At 32.3% G+C, this 21,733-nt stretch carries 18 protein-coding genes and 1 pseudogene; 10 read left to right on the forward strand and 9 right to left on the reverse strand.

Annotation, left to right across the window (positions count from 1 at the left end):
- Nucleotides 1-92 precede the first annotated feature (92 nt).
- The 7 genes from fabV to P5P90_RS01840 all read left to right on the forward strand — a co-directional run bounded on the left by fabV (nt 93) and on the right by P5P90_RS01840 (nt 7,614).
- Entirely contained in the window at nt 93-1,286 is a 1,194-nt protein-coding gene (fabV, locus tag P5P90_RS01810; protein WP_278035543.1) for an enoyl-ACP reductase FabV, read from the forward strand.
- Between the two features lie 150 nt (nt 1,287-1,436).
- Nucleotides 1,437-2,441, forward strand: coding sequence for a glycosyltransferase family 2 protein (locus P5P90_RS01815; protein ID WP_278035544.1), 1,005 nt, complete (start codon nt 1,437-1,439; stop codon nt 2,439-2,441).
- Nucleotides 2,438-3,025, forward strand: coding sequence for a dephospho-CoA kinase (coaE, locus tag P5P90_RS01820; RefSeq protein ID WP_278035545.1), 588 nt, complete (start codon nt 2,438-2,440; stop codon nt 3,023-3,025). The genes P5P90_RS01815 and coaE overlap by 4 nt, the downstream gene beginning before the upstream one ends.
- 71 nt (nt 3,026-3,096) lie before the next feature.
- On the forward strand, nt 3,097-4,680 hold the full coding sequence (locus tag P5P90_RS01825) for a sensor histidine kinase (protein ID WP_278035546.1): 1,584 nt from the start codon (nt 3,097-3,099) through the stop codon (nt 4,678-4,680).
- Between the two features lie 3 nt (nt 4,681-4,683).
- Nucleotides 4,684-5,394, forward strand: coding sequence for a response regulator transcription factor (locus tag P5P90_RS01830; RefSeq protein WP_278035547.1), 711 nt, complete (start codon nt 4,684-4,686; stop codon nt 5,392-5,394).
- A 187-nt stretch (nt 5,395-5,581) separates the two neighbouring features.
- Nucleotides 5,582-6,550, forward strand: coding sequence for an IS256 family transposase, variant Zn-binding type (locus P5P90_RS01835; protein WP_422851730.1), 969 nt, complete (start codon nt 5,582-5,584; stop codon nt 6,548-6,550).
- A gap of 215 nt (nt 6,551-6,765) precedes the next feature.
- Nucleotides 6,766-7,614: an EamA family transporter gene (locus P5P90_RS01840; protein WP_278035548.1), complete on the forward strand. Its 849-nt coding sequence runs from the start codon at nt 6,766-6,768 to the stop codon at nt 7,612-7,614.
- Here P5P90_RS01840 and rimK read toward each other — a convergent pair.
- Entirely contained in the window at nt 7,595-8,977 is a 1,383-nt protein-coding gene (gene rimK / locus P5P90_RS01845) for a 30S ribosomal protein S6--L-glutamate ligase (protein WP_422851719.1), read from the reverse strand. The two genes, P5P90_RS01840 and rimK, sit on opposite strands and share 20 nt — an antisense overlap.
- 141 nt (nt 8,978-9,118) lie before the next feature.
- Nucleotides 9,119-11,668 carry an ATP-dependent Clp protease ATP-binding subunit gene (locus P5P90_RS01850; protein ID WP_278035549.1) on the reverse strand — a complete coding sequence of 850 codons (2,550 nt, stop codon included), beginning with the start codon at nt 11,666-11,668 and terminating at the stop codon, nt 9,119-9,121.
- Nucleotides 11,669-11,923: 255 nt separating this feature from the next.
- On the opposite strand from P5P90_RS01850, the pseudogene gyrA reads away from it, so the two are divergent.
- The 3 genes and pseudogenes from gyrA (at nt 11,924) to P5P90_RS01865 (ending at nt 16,628) form a co-directional block, all read left to right on the forward strand.
- Nucleotides 11,924-14,564: pseudogene (gene gyrA / locus P5P90_RS01855) on the forward strand (DNA gyrase subunit A).
- Nucleotides 14,565-14,614: 50 nt separating this feature from the next.
- Complete coding sequence (locus tag P5P90_RS01860; RefSeq protein ID WP_278035550.1) at nt 14,615-15,889, forward strand: tetratricopeptide repeat protein; 1,275 nt, start codon at nt 14,615-14,617, stop codon at nt 15,887-15,889.
- Between the two features lie 160 nt (nt 15,890-16,049).
- Complete coding sequence (locus P5P90_RS01865; protein WP_278035551.1) at nt 16,050-16,628, forward strand: 5'-methylthioadenosine/S-adenosylhomocysteine nucleosidase family protein; 579 nt, start codon at nt 16,050-16,052, stop codon at nt 16,626-16,628.
- On the opposite strand, the gene P5P90_RS01870 is transcribed toward P5P90_RS01865, so the two are convergent.
- The 7 genes from P5P90_RS01870 to P5P90_RS01895 all read right to left on the reverse strand — a co-directional run bounded on the left by P5P90_RS01870 (nt 16,625) and on the right by P5P90_RS01895 (nt 21,711).
- A complete protein-coding gene (locus P5P90_RS01870) occupies nt 16,625-17,095 on the reverse strand; it encodes a hypothetical protein (protein ID WP_278035552.1) in 471 nt (156 codons plus the stop codon). The genes P5P90_RS01865 and P5P90_RS01870 overlap by 4 nt on opposite strands.
- A 1-nt stretch (nt 17,096) precedes the next feature.
- Nucleotides 17,097-17,555 carry a peptidoglycan DD-metalloendopeptidase family protein gene (locus P5P90_RS01875; protein ID WP_340696428.1) on the reverse strand — a complete coding sequence of 153 codons (459 nt, stop codon included), beginning with the start codon at nt 17,553-17,555 and terminating at the stop codon, nt 17,097-17,099.
- 10 nt (nt 17,556-17,565) lie between these two features.
- Complete coding sequence (locus P5P90_RS14105) at nt 17,566-17,691, reverse strand: hypothetical protein (protein WP_340696429.1); 126 nt, start codon at nt 17,689-17,691, stop codon at nt 17,566-17,568.
- Between the two features lie 181 nt (nt 17,692-17,872).
- The gene (locus tag P5P90_RS01880; RefSeq protein WP_278035553.1) at nt 17,873-18,613 is read right to left on the reverse strand and encodes an acyl-[acyl-carrier-protein] thioesterase; all 741 of its coding nucleotides are present in this window, start codon (nt 18,611-18,613) and stop codon (nt 17,873-17,875) included.
- A gap of 20 nt (nt 18,614-18,633) precedes the next feature.
- A complete protein-coding gene (gene miaA / locus P5P90_RS01885; protein WP_278035554.1) occupies nt 18,634-19,560 on the reverse strand; it encodes a tRNA (adenosine(37)-N6)-dimethylallyltransferase MiaA in 927 nt (308 codons plus the stop codon).
- Between the two features lie 29 nt (nt 19,561-19,589).
- A complete protein-coding gene (locus tag P5P90_RS01890) occupies nt 19,590-20,951 on the reverse strand; it encodes an exonuclease domain-containing protein (protein WP_278035555.1) in 1,362 nt (453 codons plus the stop codon).
- Between the two features lie 94 nt (nt 20,952-21,045).
- Nucleotides 21,046-21,711, reverse strand: a complete 666-nt coding sequence (locus P5P90_RS01895) for a YggS family pyridoxal phosphate-dependent enzyme (RefSeq protein WP_278035556.1) — start codon at nt 21,709-21,711, stop codon at nt 21,046-21,048.
- Nucleotides 21,712-21,733: the final 22 nt, after the last annotated feature.

Consider the following 21,733-nt stretch of genomic DNA (forward strand, 5'->3'; position numbering starts at 1 on the left):
CCCTATATTTGCCAACCAAAAATAATAGCTTTTTGATTAAAGTTGTTCATGGATTGCTTAAAGAAAAAATTAAAATATAATATTGATACATTATGATCATAGAACCTAGAATGAGAGGATTTATTTGCTTAACAGCACACCCTGCTGGATGCGAGCAAAATGTTAAAAATCAAATTGATTATGTTAAATCAAAAGGAGCAATTGATGGTGCTAAAAAAGTATTGGTAATTGGTGCTTCTACTGGATTTGGTTTAGCTTCAAGAATTTCAAGTGCTTTTGGTTCTGATGCCGCTACAATTGGAGTGTTTTTTGAAAAACCACCTATGCCTGGGAAAACGGCTTCACCGGGATGGTACAATTCTGCGGCTTTTGAAAAAGAGGCTCACAAAGCAGGTCTATATGCAAAAAGTATCAATGGAGATGCTTTCTCTAATGAGGTAAAAAGAGAGACTTTAGATTTAATTAAAGCTGATTTGGGTCAGGTTGATTTAGTAATTTATAGTTTAGCTTCACCAGTACGTACAAATCCTAATACAGGTGTTACGCACCGTTCTGTTTTGAAACCAATTGGAGGAACTTTTACTAATAAAACAGTAGATTTTCATACTGGAAAAGTTTCAGAAGTTTCTATCGAACCATGTTCTGGTGATGATATCGAAAATACAATCGCTGTTATGGGTGGAGAAGACTGGGCTATGTGGATCGATGCTTTAAAAGCTGAAAATTTATTGGCACCTGGAGCTACAACGGTTGCCTATTCTTATATTGGGCCAGAGGTAACTGAGGCTGTATATAGAAAAGGAACAATTGGTAGAGCTAAAGATCATTTAGAAGCTACTTCTTTTACCATTTCAGATAGTTTAGCTGATATTAACGGTAAAGCATATGTTTCTGTTAATAAAGCATTAGTGACACAAGCGAGTTCGGCAATTCCTGTAATTCCATTGTATATTTCCTTATTGTATAAAACAATGAAAGAAAAAGGGATTCACGAAGGGTGTATTGAACAAATTCAACGTTTATACCAACAAAGATTATTTACAGGTGCTGATGTTCCTGTGGACGAAAAAGGAAGAATCCGTATTGACGATTGGGAAATGCGAGAAGATGTTCAGGCTAATGTGGCTAAATTATGGCTTGAGGCTACAACCGAAAATCTTTCAGAAATTGGTGATTTAGAAGGGTATAGAAAAGATTTTTATAACTTATTCGGATTTGATTTAGCTGGTGTTGATTATAAAACAGAAGCTAACGAAATGGTTCAGGTTGAAAGCATAGCGCAATAATTTTCAACTAAAATTACAAAGATAAATTAGTGATTCGCCTTAATTTTAAATGTATAAAAAGCATTTAAAGTTAAGGCGAATTGTTGTTTAAAGTCTATCTTTGTTAAAAAATTACATTTATATTGTATCATTAATACCTTTTTTAAGAATATGTATTTTTCTTTGATTATTCCTGTATATAATCGTCCGGATGAAGTAGATGAACTTTTGGATAGTTTATCAAAATTAGATTATAAAGAAGCTTTTGAAGTTGTTATAGTGGAAGATGGCTCTTCTATTCGTTGTGATGATATAGTCCGAAAATATGCAGGTAAGCTCGCAATGGCGTATCATTTTAAAGAAAACTCAGGACCTGGGGATTCTAGAAATTATGGAATGAAAGTAGCAAAAGGTGACTATTTTATCATTTTTGATTCAGATTGTATTATTCCAGCTGAATATTTATCTGAGGTAGATAAGGCTTTGAAAGAGAATTATGTAGATTGTTTTGGTGGTCCTGATCGTGCTTTAAAAAGTTTTTCGGATATTCAAAAAGCAATTAATTTTGCAATGACTTCGTTTTTAACTACTGGAGGAATTCGTGGAGGTTCGGAAAAAATTGGAAAATTTCAGCCTCGTAGTTTTAATATGGGAATTTCTCGTAAAGCATTTGAGGCTTCTAAAGGTTTTGGGAATATTCATCCAGGAGAAGATCCGGATTTATCCATACGTTTATGGAATTTAGGTTTTGAAACAAGATTGATTCCTACAGCCTATGTGTATCATAAAAGAAGGATTGATTGGGAAAAGTTTTCAATTCAGGTAAATAAATTTGGTAAAGCAAGACCAATTTTAAATAGTTGGTATCCTCAGTATAGTAAGTTAACTTTCTTTTTTCCAACTTTTTTTGTTATCGGATTAGCACTTTCTGTTGCTTTATTGGTATTTACTTATGATTTTTTATCTAAATTGTATTGTGTTTACTTTTTCATGATTTTTTTAGTTTCAACCTATCAAAATAGGAGTGTCAAAATTGGTTATTTATCGGTTACAGCAGTTTGGAAACAATTTTTAGGTTACGGAATGGGTTTTATGGAATCCTATTATAAAGTGATTATTTTAAAACAAAAACCGGAAGTAGCTTTTCCTAATTTATTTTTCAATGTAAAAAAATGAAGCCGAAAATCATTGGTTTAACAGGAGGAATTGGCAGTGGTAAATCCACAATAGCTAATTATTTATTTTCTTTAGGTTATCCTGTTTATATTGCTGATAATGCAGGTAGGAAAGTGATGCAGGAGCAAGAAGTTCTAGATGCGATTAAAGAGAAATTTGGCCTAGAAATTTTTGAGAATAATCAATTAAACAGAGCTAAACTGGCACAAATTGTATTTAATGATCCCGTTCAATTAAAAGCTTTAAATGCTATTGTGCATCCTGCTGTTAGAAAGGATTTTAAAAATTGGCTGACACAGCATCAGGAATCAAATTTGGTTTTTTATGAATCCGCTATTTTATTTGAAAGCGGTAGTTATACAGATTTTGACAATATAATAACGGTAACAGCACCAATAGAAACCAGAATTTCAAGGGTTTTAGAAAGAGATGATACTGACAGAACGCAAATTTTGAATCGAATGAAGGCTCAATGGACAGATGATGAACGTATTTCAAAGAGTGATTTTGTTATAGAAAATATAAATATTAATCTCGCAAAGCGAAAAATGGATGAATTTCTTAAAATTTTATCGATTAATTAATTGAAACGCCAGATGTTAATGTTTGGTTAATGTATTATCAGGCATAATGTTAAAATATTAATTTTGTTTTGATGAATAAATTATTTTTTAGATTTCTTGTTCTTTTGATGAGTTTGTCCCTGATAGGGATAATACTTGTTCAGGTGTATTGGTTTAATACCTCTTTTAAAAACAATGATGATCAATTTGGTTATCATGTTACACAAGTAATAGATAATGTTGCTGATAAAATTGAAAAACAAGAGGCTTATAACTTTTATGCTAAATACAATAGTTATAAAGATAGCACAGGTAAGTTACCTAAAAAAGAAGATTTATCCGAGATTTATTACGTCCAAAAAGATTTAAAAACGAATAAAACAATCGTTTATTCTAATAGTATCATTTCTGAAGATTACGATATTACGGCTGATTTATTTAATAAAAAATTTAGTAGTGAACGATTTAAAAGTTTAAGTGCGAAAAGAGTAACTGAAGTTTATAATAACAATAATATTGATAAACCTGGTGTACAGCAAAATTTAGTTCCGAATGAAATAACAAAAAAATCCGGAAATTTAGATGTACTGGACAATGCGCAGTTTGAAATTTTCTTTAAAGATATAGCTTCTGCAATGCCTTTGGAAGAAAGGGTGTCTATGGAAACCCTACAAAGACTCATTAAAAAAGAATTAGAAGTATATGGAGTTGATACAAAATTTGAGTTTGCCATTTTTAGTAATGGAATTGAAACGAAAATAAAATCAAATGGGTTTCATTTTGACAGAGAGGCTACCTATTCCGTTCCAATTTTAGCAGATAATGAAGGGAATGAAAAATATCGATTGTCAATTACTTTTCCCCACAAGAAGCGATTTCTTTTGTCAGAATTAGTAAGTATAACAATCTTATCGATCGTCTTTACGTTAATTATTTTAATTGCATACACAAGTGCTTTAAATCAGTTGATCCGTCAACGTCAAATATCGGAGATTAAGACCGATTTTATAAACAATATGACGCATGAGTTTAAAACACCTATTGCTACCATTAATTTAGCTTTAGATGCTATTAAAAACCCAAAGATTATTGAAGATAAGGAAAAAGTTTTTCGCTATTTACAAATGATTAGGGATGAAAATAAACGAATGCATGCTCAAGTAGAAAATGTATTACGTATTTCTAAACTAGAGAAAAAAGAATTAGATATCGAAAAAGGGTCAAGTAATGTAGAAGATGTTATTTATGATGCTATTGAGCATGTAAATTTGATTTTGCAAGACAGAGGAGGAGTAATAAGAAATCATTTTGAAGCTGTACGAACTACTGTTTTGATTAATGAAGTGCATTTTACAAATGTTATTGTGAATATTTTGGAAAATGCAATTAAATATTCTCCAGAAGAACCACAAATAGATATTTATACAGAGAATATTAAAGATATGATTCTCATAAAGGTAAAAGATCAAGGATTAGGAATGAGTAAAGTGGCTCAGAAAAGGGTTTTTGAAAAATTTTATCGAGAGCATACCGGAGATTTACATAATGTTAAAGGTCATGGTTTAGGCTTGGCTTATGTAAAAAGAATAGTAGAGGACCACAACGGTCAAGTTTATGTAGAAAGCGAAAAGGGAAAAGGAAGTACCTTCATTATAAAATTACCTCTAATAAATTAGATTATGGAAAATAGCAATAAAAAAATTCTCTTAGTAGAAGATGACTTGAATTTTGGAGCTGTACTTAAAGATTATTTGATGTTAAATGACTTTGATGTTACTTTAGCAAAAAATGGTATGGAAGGTTTTGAGAAGTTTAAAAAAGATTCTTATGATTTGTGTATACTAGATGTAATGATGCCTTACAAAGATGGTTATACATTAGCTAAAGAAATAAGAGAGAAAAATGCCGATGTGCCTATTATCTTCCTTACAGCTAAATCAATGAAAGAAGATGTTTTAAAAGGATATAAAGCAGGTGCTGATGATTATTTGAATAAGCCATTTGACTCTGAAGTTCTATTGATGAAAATCAAAGCAATTATTCAAAGAAAAGCTTCTGATGTCAAAACAGAACAAGTGCCATTTGAGTTCACAATTGGTAAATTTCATTTGAATTCTAAATTACGTTTCTTAAGTTTTGCTGGTGAAGAACCAGTTAAACTTTCTCCAAAGGAGAATGAATTATTAAAAATGTTAATTCTTCATGAGAATGATTTAATGCCAAGAGAACTGGCTCTTACTAAAATTTGGAGAGATGATAACTATTTTACTTCTAGAAGTATGGATGTTTATATTGCCAAATTGCGTAAATATTTGAAACAAGATGAAGATGTTGAAATTTTAAATATTCATGGTGAAGGTTTCCGATTGGTAATTAAAAATAAAGCTTAATAATTAAAGTTTTGAAGCTAAGATTGCCCCGATAGTATATACTTTTGGGGCTTTTTTATGAATTTTTGTTTTTAAAAAATGGTTTAATAGTCAAAAATGGTTGGTAAAAACGCTGCAAAGCATTGTGAAATATGATGTTTCCGAAAGTTTATTGAAATTCGTTTCAATAAACTTTTTTTATTTATGAATAACTCAAAAAAAGCGCTGTCCCACATGTAAAAGTCTTCAAACTATTAAATGGGGAAAAAGAGAAAATAAACAACGATTTAAGTGCAAAGATTGCGGACAATTATTTACATCAAATAATAAATCAGTTTCGGATTCTAATAAAGAAATTTGGTTTAGAAACTGGGTAATAGGGAAAGATACATTTGATAAAATATCGGTCGAATCAGGGTATAGCAAAAGTACATTACAACGTTATTTTTCTAAAATGCTATCCAAAGCTCCAATTTTAGAATTTAGTTCAACAGATGAAATTTACCTGGTAATTGATGGAACTTATTTTCCTAACGATATTTGTCTGGTGGTTTATAGAAACTTTCATTTAAAGTCGACACAGCTTTATAGAATGACTAATGGAGAGCATTTTGAAGAAATAGCAGAAGACTTGCAAAATTTATTAAGTCTAGGAATCAAAATAAAAAGCATTACATCTGATGGAGATAAATCATCTATAAAGGCCATTAAAAAAGTTTGTCCAAGAGTACCTTTTCAACGATGTTTAGTCCATGTTTCAAGAATGTGTAGAATATGGCTTACACAGAACCCTAAACATAAATCAGGTTTTGAACTCAAACAAATAGCAATAAAAATCCATCATATTGATTCTGAATACAAACGACAATTATGGCTAATAGAACTCATTCAATGGGAAGAACGATATAGAGATTTTATTAACCAAAAATCATCTAATATTGAAACAGGAAGATATTGGTATACTCATAAAATGGTTAGAAGATCATTTAATGTAATCAAAAAAGCTATACCTAATATGTTCCTGTACTTGAAGGATGACAAAATACCCAACTCAACAAACTCTCTAGAATCCTTTTTTGGACACTTAAAAGGCAACTTGAATATCCATAGAGGATTAAGTTTAGCCAATAGGAAGAACTTCTTGAAATGGTATTTATATTATAAAAACCAAATCTGAAATAGGTTTTTCTAAGCCATATCAGATTGCCGATAATTAAACAAAAAAAGGATAGCTAAAAACTATCCTTTTAATTATCGTATAATCATCAAATTTATTGCTGGTTGGTTGCTCCTCAGCAGAGCCAACTTCCTCTTCAATTTGACAGCCTAATTTAACTAATCCAAAATGAAAAATCACCAACCATTTTTGACCACATTACCTAAAAAATTGTTATGTTGTATTTGTTTTTAAGTGTGATTTGTAGTGTTTCGGTAGGGGTTGTTTTTAAAATTGCTAAATCAAGATCGACTAATGCAAAACAAATTGTACTGTTTAATTACGTTTTTGCACTATTACTTTGTTATACTGTTTTTTCTCCTGAGGTGGAAAAAATTAATACTGAAGCTCCTTTATTTTTGTATATTAGTTTAGGGGTTTTGTTACCAGTTGTATTTATGTTTTTAATTACTTCTATCAAAAACATTGGCATTGTAAAGACGGATGCAGCACAGCGATTGTCTCTGTTTGTTTCTATACTTGCCGCATGGTTGGTTTTTGGTGAGATTTTTTCTTTGATAAAACTTATCGGAATAGTAATTGGTTTTCTAGCTTTATTTTGTGTTTTGTATAAAACATCAGATATTGGAAATACTAATTTGAAATATCCAATTTTAGTTTTCTTAGGTTTTGGTGTAATTGATATATTGTTTAAAAAAGTTGCCGCATTTACTTTAGTATCCTATACGACTTCTTTATTTGTAATCTTTGCAATTGCGCTACTGATAATGTCAATTATTGTAGTATATGAAAACTTAAAATTTAAAAATACAATTGAAATCAAAAATTTTATTTTTGGATTGCTTGTTGGATGTTTGAATTTTGGGAATATTCTTTTTTATCTTAAAGCGCATCAGTTTTACTCCACCAATCCATCCACTGTTTTTGCAGGGATGAATATGGGAGTTATTTTTTTAGGAAGTGTAGTTGGAATTATTGCATTTAAAGAAAAGTTATCAAAACTAAATTTTGTTGGTCTTTTGTTGGCCCTAGTTTCAATTGTCTTTATAGTTCTTTCTGTTTAGATTCTATTTTAAAGTTTTTTTCAATTGCTCTAATCATTTCTCCTGCAATATCTTTATTGGTTGCTGTTTCGATTCCTTCAAGACCTGGGGATGAATTTACTTCTAATAGTAAAGGTCCTTTTGAAGAACGGATAATGTCTACTCCGGCGACTCTTAAATCCATAGCCTTTGCAGCTTTGATGGCAATTTTCTTCTCTTCCGATGTAGCTTTAATAACTGAAGCCGTCCCTCCAAGATGGATATTTGCCCTAAATTCGCCCGGCATGGCTTCGCGTTGAATAGAAGCAACTACTTTTCCGTCAATTACAAAACATCGAATATCTTTTCCGTTAGCTTCTTTAATAAATTCTTGTACTAAAATATTGGCATTTAAACTTTTAAAAGCATTGATGACACTTTCTGCAGCTTTTTTAGTTTCAGCTAATACAACTCCTTTACCCTGAGTTCCTTCTAATAATTTGATAATAAGAGGAGAACCACCCACCATTTTGATTAAGTCGTCGGTATCTAATGGAGAATTGGCGAAACCTGTCGTCGGGATACCAATGCCACTTTGCAGTAATAATTGCAATGAGAACAGTTTATCTCTTGATTGAGTAATAGCTGTAGATGAATTCAAACAAAATACATTTAAGGCTTCGAATTGTCTTGTTAAAGAGCAACCATAAAACGTGATACTCGGACGAATTCTAGGAATAATAGCGTCAAATTCGTTTAATATTTTACCACCTCTATAATGAATTTCAGGTTTTTTAGCATCGAGTTTGATGTAACATTCTTTGATGTTTAAAAAATGCATTTCGTGACCTCGCATTTCTCCAGCCTCCATAATTCTTTTGTTGCTATATAATTCAGGATTGCTGGCTAACAAACCTATACGTAATCCGCTAGGTGCTTTTTCAGAATTTTTATAGATTTCTTTTATACTGTCGTTTGTGGGTTCTCCTAAAAGGAATTGCTGCTCAGGATCAACTAATATTCTACCACTCATTGCCTCACGACCTAAAAGCATTCGGAAACCCATAGTGTCCCTGTTTGTCAATGTCATTTCTATAGGCCATACCGATTCTCCAATTTTAAGATTGGTTTGAATTACATAGCGTTGTTCTCTATAGCCACTTGAACTTTTTACAATTCTTTTGTCGATCAAAGGAGCTTCACAATGAATGATGGTTTTTGAATTGTTTTGGATGGGATTAATGTCAAACTTAACCCAATTGGAATCATCTTTAATAAATGGAGCAATATTAATAGCATGAAGAGCAGAGGTTTTTGCGCCAGAATCAACTCTTGCTTTAATTATTGGAATTCCTAATTCAGGAAAAGAACACCATTCTTCGCTGCCTACTACTAATTTATTCATTTTGATATTGGTTGAATTGGTCTGTGTTTTCAAACTTCAAATGTAGTTATTTGTTATTTATATTGATGGGAAATATGTTAAATGAATAAACCCGTTACGTTATGAAAACGTAACGGGTTTTGGTATGCTTTTGCTGGAGAGTTACAAATTAGTTGTTTCTCCTGCCTTGTTGATTTTAACTTTTAATTCTTGAGTACCTTCTTCGATATCCATGAAAATTTCGTCACCAGCAGCTATCTTAGAAGTAATAATTTCTTCTGCTAAAGCATCTTCAACGTATTTTTGGATCGCTCTTTTAAGAGGTCTTGCTCCAAATTGTTTGTCGAAACCTTTTTCGGCAATAAAAGCTTTTGCTTCGTCAGAAAGTTTTAAGATATATCCTAAATCAGCAATTCTAGCATATAATTTTTTCAACTCGATTTCGATAATTAAATCAATATCATGTTTTTCTAAAGCATTAAACACAATTACATCATCAATTCTGTTTAAGAATTCTGGCGCAAAAGTTTTCTTTAAAGCATTTTCAATGATACTTTTCGAATTATCATCTGCCTGAGCAACTTTAGCTGCTGTTCCAAAACCAACTCCTTGACCAAAATCTTTTAATTGTCGTGCTCCTACGTTAGAAGTCATAATGATTATGGTGTTTTTAAAGTCGATTTTTCTACCTAAACTATCTGTTAAGAATCCATCATCTAATACTTGTAATAACATATTAAATACATCGGGATGTGCTTTTTCAATTTCGTCTAAAAGAACAACTGCATATGGTTTTCTGCGTACTTTTTCGGTTAATTGTCCACCTTCTTCGTAACCAACGTATCCTGGAGGTGCTCCAATTAAACGAGAAATAGCAAATTTCTCCATGTATTCGCTCATGTCGATACGAACTAAAGCATCTTCAGAATCGAATAATTCTTTTGCTAAAACTTTTGCTAATTGTGTTTTACCTACTCCTGTTTGTCCTAAGAAAATAAATGATCCAATAGGTCTGTTAGGGTCTTTTAAACCGGCACGATTTCTTTGAATTGAACGAGCAATTTTAATAACCGCTTCTTTTTGACCAATTACTTTACTTTCAATAAGTTCAGGTAATTTAGCTAACTTGTTACTTTCAGTTTGTGCGATACGATTTACAGGGATTCCAGTCATCATAGAAACAACATCTGCAACATTGTCTTCTGTTACTTGAATACGATTGCTTTTAGCGTCTTCTTCCCATTGTTCTTGTGCAATTGCTAAATCTTTTTCAAGACGTTTTTCGTCATCACGAAGTTTAGCAGCTTCCTCGTATTTTTGTTTTTTAACAACGGCATTTTTTAATTCTCTAATTTCTTCTAATTGACGTTCTAAGTCTAATATTTTCTTTGGAACTTCAATATTAGTAATATGTACACGAGAACCAGCCTCGTCCATTGCATCAATAGCTTTGTCTGGCAAGAAACGTTCCGACATGTATCGATTTGTTAATTTTACACAAGCTTCAATAGCTTCAGGTGTGTAAGTAACATTGTGGTGGTCTTCGTATTTGTTTTTAACGTTATTCAAAATGGTAATTGTTTCCTCTACAGAAGTAGGTTCTACAATAATTTTTTGAAAACGTCTTTCTAGAGCACCATCTTTTTCTATGTATTGTCTGTATTCGTCTAATGTTGTAGCTCCAATGCATTGGATTTCACCTCTTGCTAATGCAGGTTTGAACATATTAGAAGCGTCTAAAGAGCCAGTAGCACCTCCAGCGCCTACAATAGTGTGAATCTCGTCAATGAAAAGAATGATATCGTCATTTTTTTCTAGCTCATTCATTACAGCTTTCATTCTTTCTTCAAACTGTCCTCTGTATTTAGTACCGGCAACTAAGCTAGCTAGATCTAAGGTAACTACTCGTTTATTGAATAGGATTCTAGAAACTTTCTTTTGGATGATTCGTAATGCTAATCCTTCGGCAATAGCTGATTTACCCACTCCAGGTTCACCAATTAGTAAAGGGTTGTTTTTTTTACGACGGCTCAAAATTTGGCAAACACGTTCAATTTCTTTTTCGCGACCTACCACAGGATCAAGTTTGCCTTCTTCGGCCATATCTGTTAAATCTCTACCAAAATTGTCCAAAACCGGAGTTTTAGATTTTTTATTGGACTTGTTAGCAGGATTATTAAAATTGCCTTCTTTTAGACTGTCATCTTGTCCTAAATCGTCATTGTAAGAGTCAGTAACTCTTGGTAAGTTTTCTAAGAATTCTTCTTCGTTTGGTGTCATATTTAAATATTGTTCTTTGGCTACATCGTAATCTATTTTTAGTTTATTTAATAGCTTGGTTGTAGGATCGTTTTCGTTTCTTAAAATACACAACAACAAGTGTGCTGTACTTACCGATGGGCTTTGGAAAACCTTAGCTTCTAAAAAGGTTGTTTTGAGCGCGCGCTCTGCCTGACGGGTCAAGTGTAAGTTTTTCTTTTCTAAATTGTTGTCTATTCCAGGGATTGCAGGACTTAGGATTTCTACCTTTCTACGCAAATGATCAAGGTCTATAGATAAATTGTTTAATATCTGTATTGCTTTCCCATTACCATCTCTAAGGATACCAAGCATCAAGTGTTCTGTCCCAATGAAGTCATGACCTAGTCGTAAAGCTTCTTCTTTACTGTAAGTAATAACATCTTTTACTCTTGGTGAAAAATTGTCATCCATAATATTTATTTCTAATAATGTAAATTTAGTGAATTACTAATTGAAAAACAAAAACCGTACCCAAGTACTTCTTTTAGCTAATTGACAAAAAAAATGATAAAAAAGCTTGTTTTTTCTTTGGAATTAGTAAACAAAACTTAATGTTAATTTGTTAATAAATCGTTGAAATTAGTAGCTTGAAAAGCTTTTAGAAATTTCAAAAATCCGTATATTGGCACGTTTTGAAATGAATATAATTAATTAATATAACAACTTATGTCTGAAGGAGAAAAGTTAATTCCTATTAACATAGAAGATGAAATGAAATCAGCTTACATCGATTATTCGATGTCGGTAATTGTATCCAGAGCGCTTCCTGATGTTAGAGATGGTTTGAAACCTGTGCATCGAAGAGTACTTTATGGTATGTATGATTTAGGAGTAACTTCAAGATCTGCTCATAAAAAATCGGCAAGAATTGTTGGGGAAGTTTTAGGAAAGTACCACCCACACGGAGATACATCAGTATATGATACTATGGTGCGTATGGCACAGGAGTGGAGTATGCGTTATTTGTTAATTGATGGTCAAGGTAACTTTGGATCTGTAGATGGTGATAGTCCAGCTGCGATGCGTTATACCGAGGCTAGAATGAAAAAGATTTCAGAAGAAATCTTGGCTGATATCGAAAAAGAAACGGTTGATTTTCAATTGAACTTTGACGATACTTTGTATGAGCCAAAAGTAATGCCTACACGTGTTCCTACTTTATTAGTAAACGGAGCGACTGGTATTGCAGTAGGTATGGCTACAAACATGCCTCCACACAACCTTACTGAAGTAGTAAATGGTACATTGGCTTACATTGATAACAATGATATCGAAATCGATGAGTTAATGACTCATATTAAAGCTCCAGATTTCCCTACCGGAGGAGTGATTTATGGTTATGAGGGTGTTCGTGAAGCATTCAAAACAGGTAGAGGACGTGTTGTAATGCGTGCTAAAGTTGTTTTTGAGGAAGTTGAAGGAAGAGAATGTATTGTTGTTACTGAAATTCCTTATCAGGTTAACAAAGCAGATATGATTAAACGTACTGCAGATTTAGTTAACGAGAAAAAAATTGAAGGAATAGTCAATATTCGTGACGAATCGGATCGAAATGGTATGCGTATCGTTTATATTTTGAAACGTGATGCAACACCAAACGTAGTTTTAAATACTTTATTCAAGTTTACTCAATTACAATCATCTTTCAGTGTTAATAATATTGCATTGGTAAAAGGTCGTCCACAAATGTTGAATCTGAAAGATCTGATTCATTATTTTGTTGAACACCGCCACGATGTTGTTATTCGTAGAACACAATTCGAATTACGCAAAGCAGAAGAAAGAGCGCATATCTTAGAAGGATTAATTATTGCTTCTGATAATATAGATGAAGTAATTGCGTTAATTAGAGGTTCTAAGAATACGGAAGAAGCTCGTGATAAATTAATCGAAAGATTTAATCTTTCGGATATTCAGGCTAGAGCAATTGTTGAGATGCGTTTGCGTCAATTAACAGGTCTGGAACAAGATAAGTTAAGGGCTGAATATGAAGAGTTAATGAAGTTAATTGAGCATTTAAAAGCTTTATTAGCAGATGTTAACTTAAGAACAAATGTTATCAAAGAAGAATTAATCGAGATTCGTGACAAATATGGTGACGAACGTCGTTCAACAATCGAATATTCGGGTGGTGATGTAAGTATAGAGGATTTAATTGCAGATGAAAATGTGGTTATTACAATTTCTCACGCTGGATATATTAAACGTACGAACTTATCTGAATACAAAACCCAAAATAGAGGAGGAGTAGGACAGAAGAGTGCAGGAACTAGAGATCAAGATTTCTTGGAACATATGTTTGTGGCTACAAACCACCAATACATGATGTTCTTTACTCAAAAAGGAAAATGTTTCTGGATGCGTGTTTATGAAATTCCAGAAGGAACGAAAACAGCTAAAGGAAGAGCCATCCAAAACTTGATTAATATTGAAAGTGATGATAAGGTTAAAGCCTTCATTTGTACTCAAGATTTAAAAGATCAGGATTATATCAAGACTCATAACTTAGTGATGGTAACTAAGCAAGGTCAGGTTAAGAAAACTTCTTTAGAGAAATATTCTAAACCAAGAGCTAATGGAGTTGCTGCAATTACGATTAAAGAAGGTGATGAATTATTAGGTGCTGAATTGACTAATGGAGAAAGCCAAATTATCTTAGCAGTTAAATCTGGTAAGTTAGTTCGTTTTGAAGAAACAAAGACAGCGTCCAATGGGAAGAACTGCTTCTGGTGTTCGCGGAATTACCTTGAAAGACGAGAAAGACGAAGTGATTGGCATGGTAACTGTTGATAAAGATGCAATTAGTGATTCTCAAATTTTAGTTGTAACTGAAAATGGATATGGTAAACGTACTAAATTGGTTGAAGATGATGGTGTAGATGTATACCGAATCACAAACCGTGGAGGTAAAGGTGTCAAAACACTTAATATTACTGAAAAGACAGGAAGCTTAATTTCGATTTCTGCGGTAACGGATGCAGATGACTTAATGATTATCAATAAATCAGGATTAACTATCCGAATGGCTATTGAAGATCTAAGAGTAATGGGTCGTGCAACTCAAGGTGTAAAGTTGATTAACTTGAAAGGAAATGATTCTATTGCTGCTGTTGCAAAAGTAATGAAGGACGAAGAAGAGGAAGTAGTTGTTGATGAAGAAGGAAATGTAATTCAAGCAGAAGCAATCGAGAGAGTTAAACCTGTTTTAGAAGTATTAGAAGATGAAGGACCTGTTGAGGATGATGATGAAGAGGAGGATGAAGAAATTATTGACGATGAATCTGATGATTCAAATGACGAATATTAGTAATAACTTAACTACATTTAAACAATTATTAAATTTTAAAAATGAATATTATGAATGGTAAATTTATAATGCTTACATCAACTTTATTGCTTTCTTTTGCAACTTTTGCTCAGAAAAAAGAGTTAAAAGCAGCTGAAAAAGCTCTAAAAGGAGGTGATGCTAAAGAAACTTTAAACCTGTTAAAAGCTGCTGATGCTGTAATGTCAGCTGCAACTGATGAAGAAAAAGCCCAATATCTTTTTCTAGAAGGAAATGCTTATTTAGATCTTGTAGATAAAAAAATTGATGCCGATGCTAATATGACTTTGGCAGCTAATGCATATAAAAAGCTAATCGAAGCTGAAAAAGTTTCAGGCAAATTAAAATATTCTGCTCAAGCAGCAACTTCAGTTGACAAAATCAAAAATTTATTAATTAATAGTGCTGTTGCTGCTACTAAAGAGAATAATAACATTGATGGGGCAAAAAAATTGTACGAAGCCTATATGTTAGACAAAAAAGATACAATTAATTTGTATTATGCTGCATCAACTTATGTAAATGCTAAAGATTATGATAAAGCAATGGAGCTGTATTCTGAATTAAAAAGATTAAATTATTCAGGAAAAATGACGCAATATCTTGCTGTAAGTAAAATAAATGATCAAGAAAATAATTTTGCTACAGCTGCTGAAAGAGACAAAGCGGTAAAATTAGGTACACACGAAAAACCAAGAACAGAGGAAATCCCTTCAAAAAGAGGCGAGATTTATAAAAACATGGCTTTGATTTTAGTGGAGAAAGGTCAAATTGCTGAGGCTAAACAAGCAGTAGCTGATGCCGTTAAAGCAAATCCTGATGATATTTCATTGAAGTTAACAGAGGCTAATTTGTACTTGCAAACAAAAGATTTTGAAAAATACAAGCAAATTATAAATGATGTATTGGCTAAAAATCCTAACGACTATGCTTTAATTTATAATTTGGGTGTAATTGCTGCAAACAACAATAATAATGAAGAAGCTGAGAAATATTATAAAAAAACTATCGAATTAAAACCGGATTATTTGAATGCTTATATCAATTTAGCAGTTTTAAAATTGCAAAATGAAAAAGTGCTAATTGAGGAAATGAACAAGTTAGGTACTTCTGATAAAGACATGAAAAGATATGATGTTTTGAAAAAGAAGAGAGAAGATTTGTTTATAAGTGTTTTACCCTATTTGAAAAAAGCGTACGAATTAGATCCTGAAAATGAAGATGTTGCTAAAACGCTTTCAGTAGTATATTCAGCTTTAGAGATGACAGCAGAGAAAAATGCTATAAAAGCAAAAATGAAAAAATAATTTTTGTTTATTCTATAAATTAGAGCCATCATTGATTGAATCAAAGGTGGCTTTTTTATTTTGTGAATGAGATCAACAAGCTCTTTATTATTTGTAATTTTGAAGCCAATAATAAGAACTCAATATGGAGTTTAGTGAATTTATATAATATTTGATTGTAATGATAACTATAAACAACAAACAATTTTTATTAGAAAATGTACTTTTTGTTTTTGCTTTGGAAATGGAAGCTGCGGCAGTTTTTGATACATACAACACCTTGTTTGTCGGAGTGGGAAAAGTAAATGCTTCGTATCAATTAACAAAAGCAATCCATCAAAAAAGACCTGAATTGATTGTTAATTTAGGTTCGGCAGGAAGTAGTAAATTTCAAAAAGGAGATGTGGTTTGTTGTACCCAATTTGTGCAACGTGATATGGATGTTAGTGGATTAGGCTATGAGCGTTATGTAACCCCCTATACAAATATTCCTTCTGTTTTAGAATATGGTTTGCAAATAGAAAATCTACCTCATGGAGTATGTGGAACTGGGGATAGTTTTGAAATGGGGCATATCGAAACTAAATACAATGTAGTTGATATGGAGGCTTATGCGCTAGCTACAATTGCAAAAAAAGAAGAAATTCCCTTTTTATGTCTTAAATATATCTCTGATGGAGCCGATGATAATGCTGCAGAAGATTGGCCGGTTTTGGTACATAAAGCAGCTGTTGCTTTTGGCGAGTTATTCCGAATTTAAGGTTTGTAATTTTCTACCCAATCGGAGGTTTTAATAGCCGAAACTAGATTTTCAGCATTCATAAAAACACGTAATTCTTTGTTGGCTACTTTTTTAGTATACAAGGCTTTAAATCGATAAATAGTAGTTTGATTATCCTTATTTTGATATACTTCAGCTAATTGAAGGTCAATAAAAGTACCATACCACATTCGGTACTTAGTGCATGTTTTTGATAATTCATCAATTGTTATGTTGTTGATTACGCTTTGTGTAGCTTCGTTACTAGTAAAAGGCTTGAATTTAGAAGTGTTACATGTCATTAATACGCGTTTACCTAGTTTATAAGCTTTGTTTTTCTGACTGCTACTAATTTGGTTAGAGGATAGTTTTACTATATCATTTTCTTTTGGTTCGTCGTAATTAACTTTTTTGGATTTACATCCTACAACTACTATCAGACTTAAGATAAGTATTAGTTTTTTCATTTTAGATTTTAATTTTTAATAATAAATTGGGGTCAGGGCAATTATCTTTATAAAAATCTAAATTAGATTGACTGCACACTCCAGGATAATCACCTCTATAATCACCAATATTTTTAATAATTTGAAAATGCAAATGCGGAGCATAATCCCCATTTATTTCAGCTATTCCTAATGTTGCTAGTTGGTTTCCTTTTTTAAAAGGCATTCCGATTTTTAGATTTTCTATACTTTCTAACGAAAGATGTCCGTATAAAGTATAAAAAGTTTCCTTTTTTATTGAATGTTTTAAAATGATCGTAGGGCCATAATCACCAATTTCAGTGTTATTGTTGAAGCTATGAACTATTCCATCAAGTGGGCAAATTACCGAAGAACCTGCCGCTGACCATAAATCTATTCCTAAATGGATATTGCGTTCTTCGGTACTTTCGTTGTTAAAATGAGTACTTCTTTGGTACAAATTTCTTTTTCTAAATAGCCACCAAAAGCAATTTTTGAATTGAATTGTTTTCTTTTTCTTCAATATAATTTTCAACCGAAACGGCATCTGTTAGATTGACTTTTGATAATTCAGAATTGTAGACGGATAAATCCAAAGGGAAATAATCCTTTTGCGAACGTGCATTGGCTAATAAATGGATTAGATTAGTATTTTGAAAAAGAGTTTCGATAACTATTAAATTCTTTGTTTTAAAGTTAAATAAAAAAAACCAAGCTGAAAATCTGGCTTGGCATGATAACTTTTTGTAAGTAACAATTTAGAATTGTTCATAGAATTTATTTCAAATTCATCTGCAAAGCGTAGCAATTTTTGTCTTCTTTGGTAATACTAAAAACAATGCAGTCATCAGAAACATTTTCATGAATCATTACTTTATCTCTTAGCGAAAGTTCTTTCATGAAATTCATTTCAAAACTTTTGACTTTTTGTTTCAGAATAATATTTTCATCAACCAAATCCATACACCATTCCAGGTATTTGACATTATTTACATGATTAACAATATCCAAGTCAGATAAAATGACCGTTTTGCTAAAAACTTCTTCTTTTTCAGGATTAATGTCAATTTTAGAAAAACCTTCTTCTGTTGCACGTACATCTGGATATAATTCAAAATGGTCATGCGCTAAATTTAACAGTTCTGGACGACGTTTTTGAGTATTGAAAACAGCCCAAAATGTTTCACAACCCACCATTTTTTCACCATTTACATACATTTCTAAAGCACGAACCGAACGTGAATTTTCCAGGCTGTTAATCCATGTTTTAACGGTTACGGTATCTTTCCATTTTGGTAAAGCACTGATTTCAACACGCATTCGGCTCAAAACCCAGGCTTGGTCAAATTCCTGCATATCTGTAAAACTAATACCTCCAATTTCGGCATGCTCTGCAGCTGTAAGCTGCAAAAGATTACATAATTCGGTATATTTTAAGCTTCCAGAAGGCAAACATTGCGTAAAATTGATTTCGTATTCTTTGCTGTATATTGAAGTAAAGTCAGATGAAACGGGCATTGTAAATTATTTTTTTTAGTTTATGTTTTTTTCGAATAACTTTCGATATAGCTAATTATTCGATTAATAGGCGTTTGGAAATCAAACCATTTGGTGTTTTCCTCACGTTTGAACCAAGTCAATTGGCGTTTGGCAAAACGGCGTGTGTTTTTCTTTATTTCTTCAATAGCAAATTCTAAACTGAATTCTTTGTCAAAATAACTAAACAATTCCCTGTAACCTACCGTTTGGAGCGCATTTAACTCTTTGTGAGGGTATAGTACTTGGGCCTCTTGAAGCAATCCTTCATTCATCATAATGCCCACCCGTTGATTGATACGGTTGTACATGATATTTCTATCGGCTTCTAATCCAATGATAATAGGGGTGAAGCTTCTTTCATTTTTCTTTTGGTTTAAAAAAGAAGAATAAGGTTTTCCTGTGCCTACGCAAACTTCCACAAATCGCATCATGCGTTGTGGATTGAGTAGGGTTTGTGGGTTTTCATTATTTATTTTTTCGAAATAATTAGGATCTCTTTTTTTGAGTTGCTCCTGTAAATAGTCAATTCCTAATTTTTCATAATTAGCATTTACTTCCTCACGTACATTCGATTCAATATCAGGAAAGTCATCAAAACCTTTTAAGACAGCATTTACATACAAACCTGAACCACCAACTAAAACTACATAATCGTTTGTTTTGAATAATTCTTCAATACAATTGATGGCTTCTTTTTCATAATCACCAACGGTATAATTCTTAAAAATCGATTTATTTTGAATAAAATGATGTTTTGCTGCTGCTAATTCCTCAGGATTGGGAACAGCAGTACCGATAGTCATTTCCTTAAAAAACTGCCTGCTATCACAAGAAACAATATCGCATTTAAAGTGATTGGCAATTTGTATGCTCAAGGCTGTTTTTCCTATGGCTGTAGGGCCGACTATGGTGATTAAGTATTTCATAAATTACTTTGCTTAACTTGTTTAAGAGCTTAAAAATGAATGATTTTTAATGCTTTCTTTTTTCTGATGTAAGCTTGGATAATACGTTGAACATCTCTATTGTTTTCCATAGGAATAAGGATGTTTTTTAAAATATCAGGGTTTGTTATTTGGTAATTTAAATCAAAAAAAGCATAGCCTTTGAAAAGTCCATTTTCAACTAATACAGCGCTTCTTTCATTTATATTTCGACCACGATCAATAATAATCATGTTTTTATTTTCAAAAGAAAGGCTTTTAATGCAGTTTTGAACGCGTTCATTATAACTTTCTACAGGCTCTTGATTGATGCAGGCGCCTTTGCATTCTTTTAAATTGTATTGAAAACATTCTTTTTTGGAATCATAGAGACCATTGATTTTTTGGCATAGTTCAAATTCCTCTGTTATTTTGTATAAAAATGATTTTCCTTCCTGTAGAGAAGCAAATGAGGTTATTTCCTTTTTTCGACCGTCTGTTTTCTGTAATTTAAAGATTAAGTAGCCGTTAGTATCTGATTCTAAATAAAGCGCATAGATAAAAATATTTTTACGCTGTGCTCGGTTAAGAATTGGTTTGTTGATTTTAATTTCTAAACTTTCTTTTAATAGCGCAATTAACTCACTTCCTGTTTCATCATAGTTTACGGTATAAACATCGTTTTGAATACGTTTGCTTTTTTTTGTAATTCCAGTAAAATGTTGGTTGATTCTTTTTTTGATGTTATTGCTTTTGCCAATGTATATGATTATACCATTTTGATTGTGTATGTAATAGACTCCTATTTTAGAAGGTAAACTTTCAATAATATCTAGTAGTTTTGGCGCAATTCCTTTTTTAATTTCTGTTTTGATTAAACCAGTAATAATTGTTTTTTCAAGGTCTTTTTCCAATAGCATTTTGAATAACTTAACCGTTGCCATGGCGTCGCCACTAGCACGATGCCTGTCGGCCATTGGAATACCCAAAGCACGAACTAACTTTCCTAAACTGTGAGAAGTTTGATCTGGTAGTAATTTCTTTGACAACTCTACAGTACAAAGTGTTTTAGAATTGAAATCATAACCCAAACGACGGAACTCTGTTCGAAGGATGCGGTAATCAAAATCAGCATTATGGGCTACCAAAATACAATCAGTAGTGATTTCAATGATACGCTTAGCTACTTCATAAAATTTAGGAGCCGAGCGCAACATTGCATTGTTAATTCCAGTCAATTTTACCACAAAAGGCTGAATAGGAATTTCAGGGTTGACCAAACTGATAAATTGATCCACTATTTGATGGCCATCAAACTTATAAATAGCAATTTCGGTAATGCCTTCTTCATTATACTGACCTCCTGTGGTTTCTATGTCTAATATTGCGTACAAAATAAGTATTCCGTTTTAAGTGTCATTGCGAGGAACGAAGCAATCTCATTAAGCTAGTTAAATGACTTTGTTCCTTGTAATGTCGAGTTCGTGTTTATCTTCCTCCAAAAATACTGCTTCCTACTCTAATCATGTTGCTGCCACAATCAATGGCAACTTTATAATCTCCAGACATTCCCATGGACAAAGTTAGGAGTTGGATGTTAGAAGTTGGAAGTTGGTTTAACATATCAAAAATAGTTTTTAAATGAGTAAATTCTTTTTTGATTTGCTCCTGATTATCAGTAAAAGTAGCCATTCCCATTAAACCTACCACTCGAATGTTTTGTAATTCTTCTTTGTTGTTCTGAACAAAATCCAGAAAATCGTTTAATTCTTTTTCATCAAGTCCAAATTTTGTTTCTTCTTCAGCAATGTGCATTTGAAGTAAACAATCAATTACACGGTTATTTTTTTGAGCCTGTTTGTTGATTTCTTGTAATAATTTCAGACTGTCTACTCCGTGAATCAAACTCACAAAGGGAGCCATGAATTTAACTTTATTGGTTTGAACGTGACCAATCATGTGCCATTGAATGTCTTTTGGCATTTGTTCCCATTTTTCAGTCATTTCCTGAATTTTGTTTTCGCCAAAAATCCGTTGTCCCGCTTCATAAGCCTGCATTAAATCAGAAACTGGTTTGGTTTTAGAAACCGCTACCAGAGTTACATTTTTGGGTAATGTGGATTTTATATTTTCTAAATTTGATTGTATCGACATGTTCAATTTTTTATTTAACTAA

The organism is Flavobacterium nitratireducens, assembly GCF_029625335.1.
Classification (GTDB): domain Bacteria; phylum Bacteroidota; class Bacteroidia; order Flavobacteriales; family Flavobacteriaceae; genus Flavobacterium; species Flavobacterium nitratireducens.

What these genes read in the sequence shown, in the direction of transcription:
- fabV (WP_278035543.1), top strand. Translation starts at nt 93, where the DNA reads ATGATCATAGAACCTAGAATGAGAGGATTTATTTGCTTAACAGCACAC.
- P5P90_RS01815 (WP_278035544.1), top strand. Translation starts at nt 1,437, where the DNA reads ATGTATTTTTCTTTGATTATTCCTGTATATAATCGTCCGGATGAAGTA.
- coaE (WP_278035545.1), top strand. Translation starts at nt 2,438, where the DNA reads ATGAAGCCGAAAATCATTGGTTTAACAGGAGGAATTGGCAGTGGTAAA.
- P5P90_RS01825 (WP_278035546.1), top strand. Translation starts at nt 3,097, where the DNA reads ATGAATAAATTATTTTTTAGATTTCTTGTTCTTTTGATGAGTTTGTCC.
- P5P90_RS01830 (WP_278035547.1), top strand. Translation starts at nt 4,684, where the DNA reads ATGGAAAATAGCAATAAAAAAATTCTCTTAGTAGAAGATGACTTGAAT.
- P5P90_RS01840 (WP_278035548.1), top strand. Translation starts at nt 6,766, where the DNA reads ATGTTGTATTTGTTTTTAAGTGTGATTTGTAGTGTTTCGGTAGGGGTT.
- rimK (WP_422851719.1), bottom strand. Translation starts at nt 8,977, where the DNA reads ATGAATAAATTAGTAGTAGGCAGCGAAGAATGGTGTTCTTTTCCTGAA.
- P5P90_RS01850 (WP_278035549.1), bottom strand. Translation starts at nt 11,668, where the DNA reads ATGGATGACAATTTTTCACCAAGAGTAAAAGATGTTATTACTTACAGT.
- P5P90_RS01860 (WP_278035550.1), top strand. Translation starts at nt 14,615, where the DNA reads ATGAATGGTAAATTTATAATGCTTACATCAACTTTATTGCTTTCTTTT.
- P5P90_RS01865 (WP_278035551.1), top strand. Translation starts at nt 16,050, where the DNA reads ATGATAACTATAAACAACAAACAATTTTTATTAGAAAATGTACTTTTT.
- P5P90_RS01870 (WP_278035552.1), bottom strand. Translation starts at nt 17,095, where the DNA reads ATGAAAAAACTAATACTTATCTTAAGTCTGATAGTAGTTGTAGGATGT.
- P5P90_RS01880 (WP_278035553.1), bottom strand. Translation starts at nt 18,613, where the DNA reads ATGCCCGTTTCATCTGACTTTACTTCAATATACAGCAAAGAATACGAA.
- miaA (WP_278035554.1), bottom strand. Translation starts at nt 19,560, where the DNA reads ATGAAATACTTAATCACCATAGTCGGCCCTACAGCCATAGGAAAAACA.
- P5P90_RS01895 (WP_278035556.1), bottom strand. Translation starts at nt 21,711, where the DNA reads ATGTCGATACAATCAAATTTAGAAAATATAAAATCCACATTACCCAAA.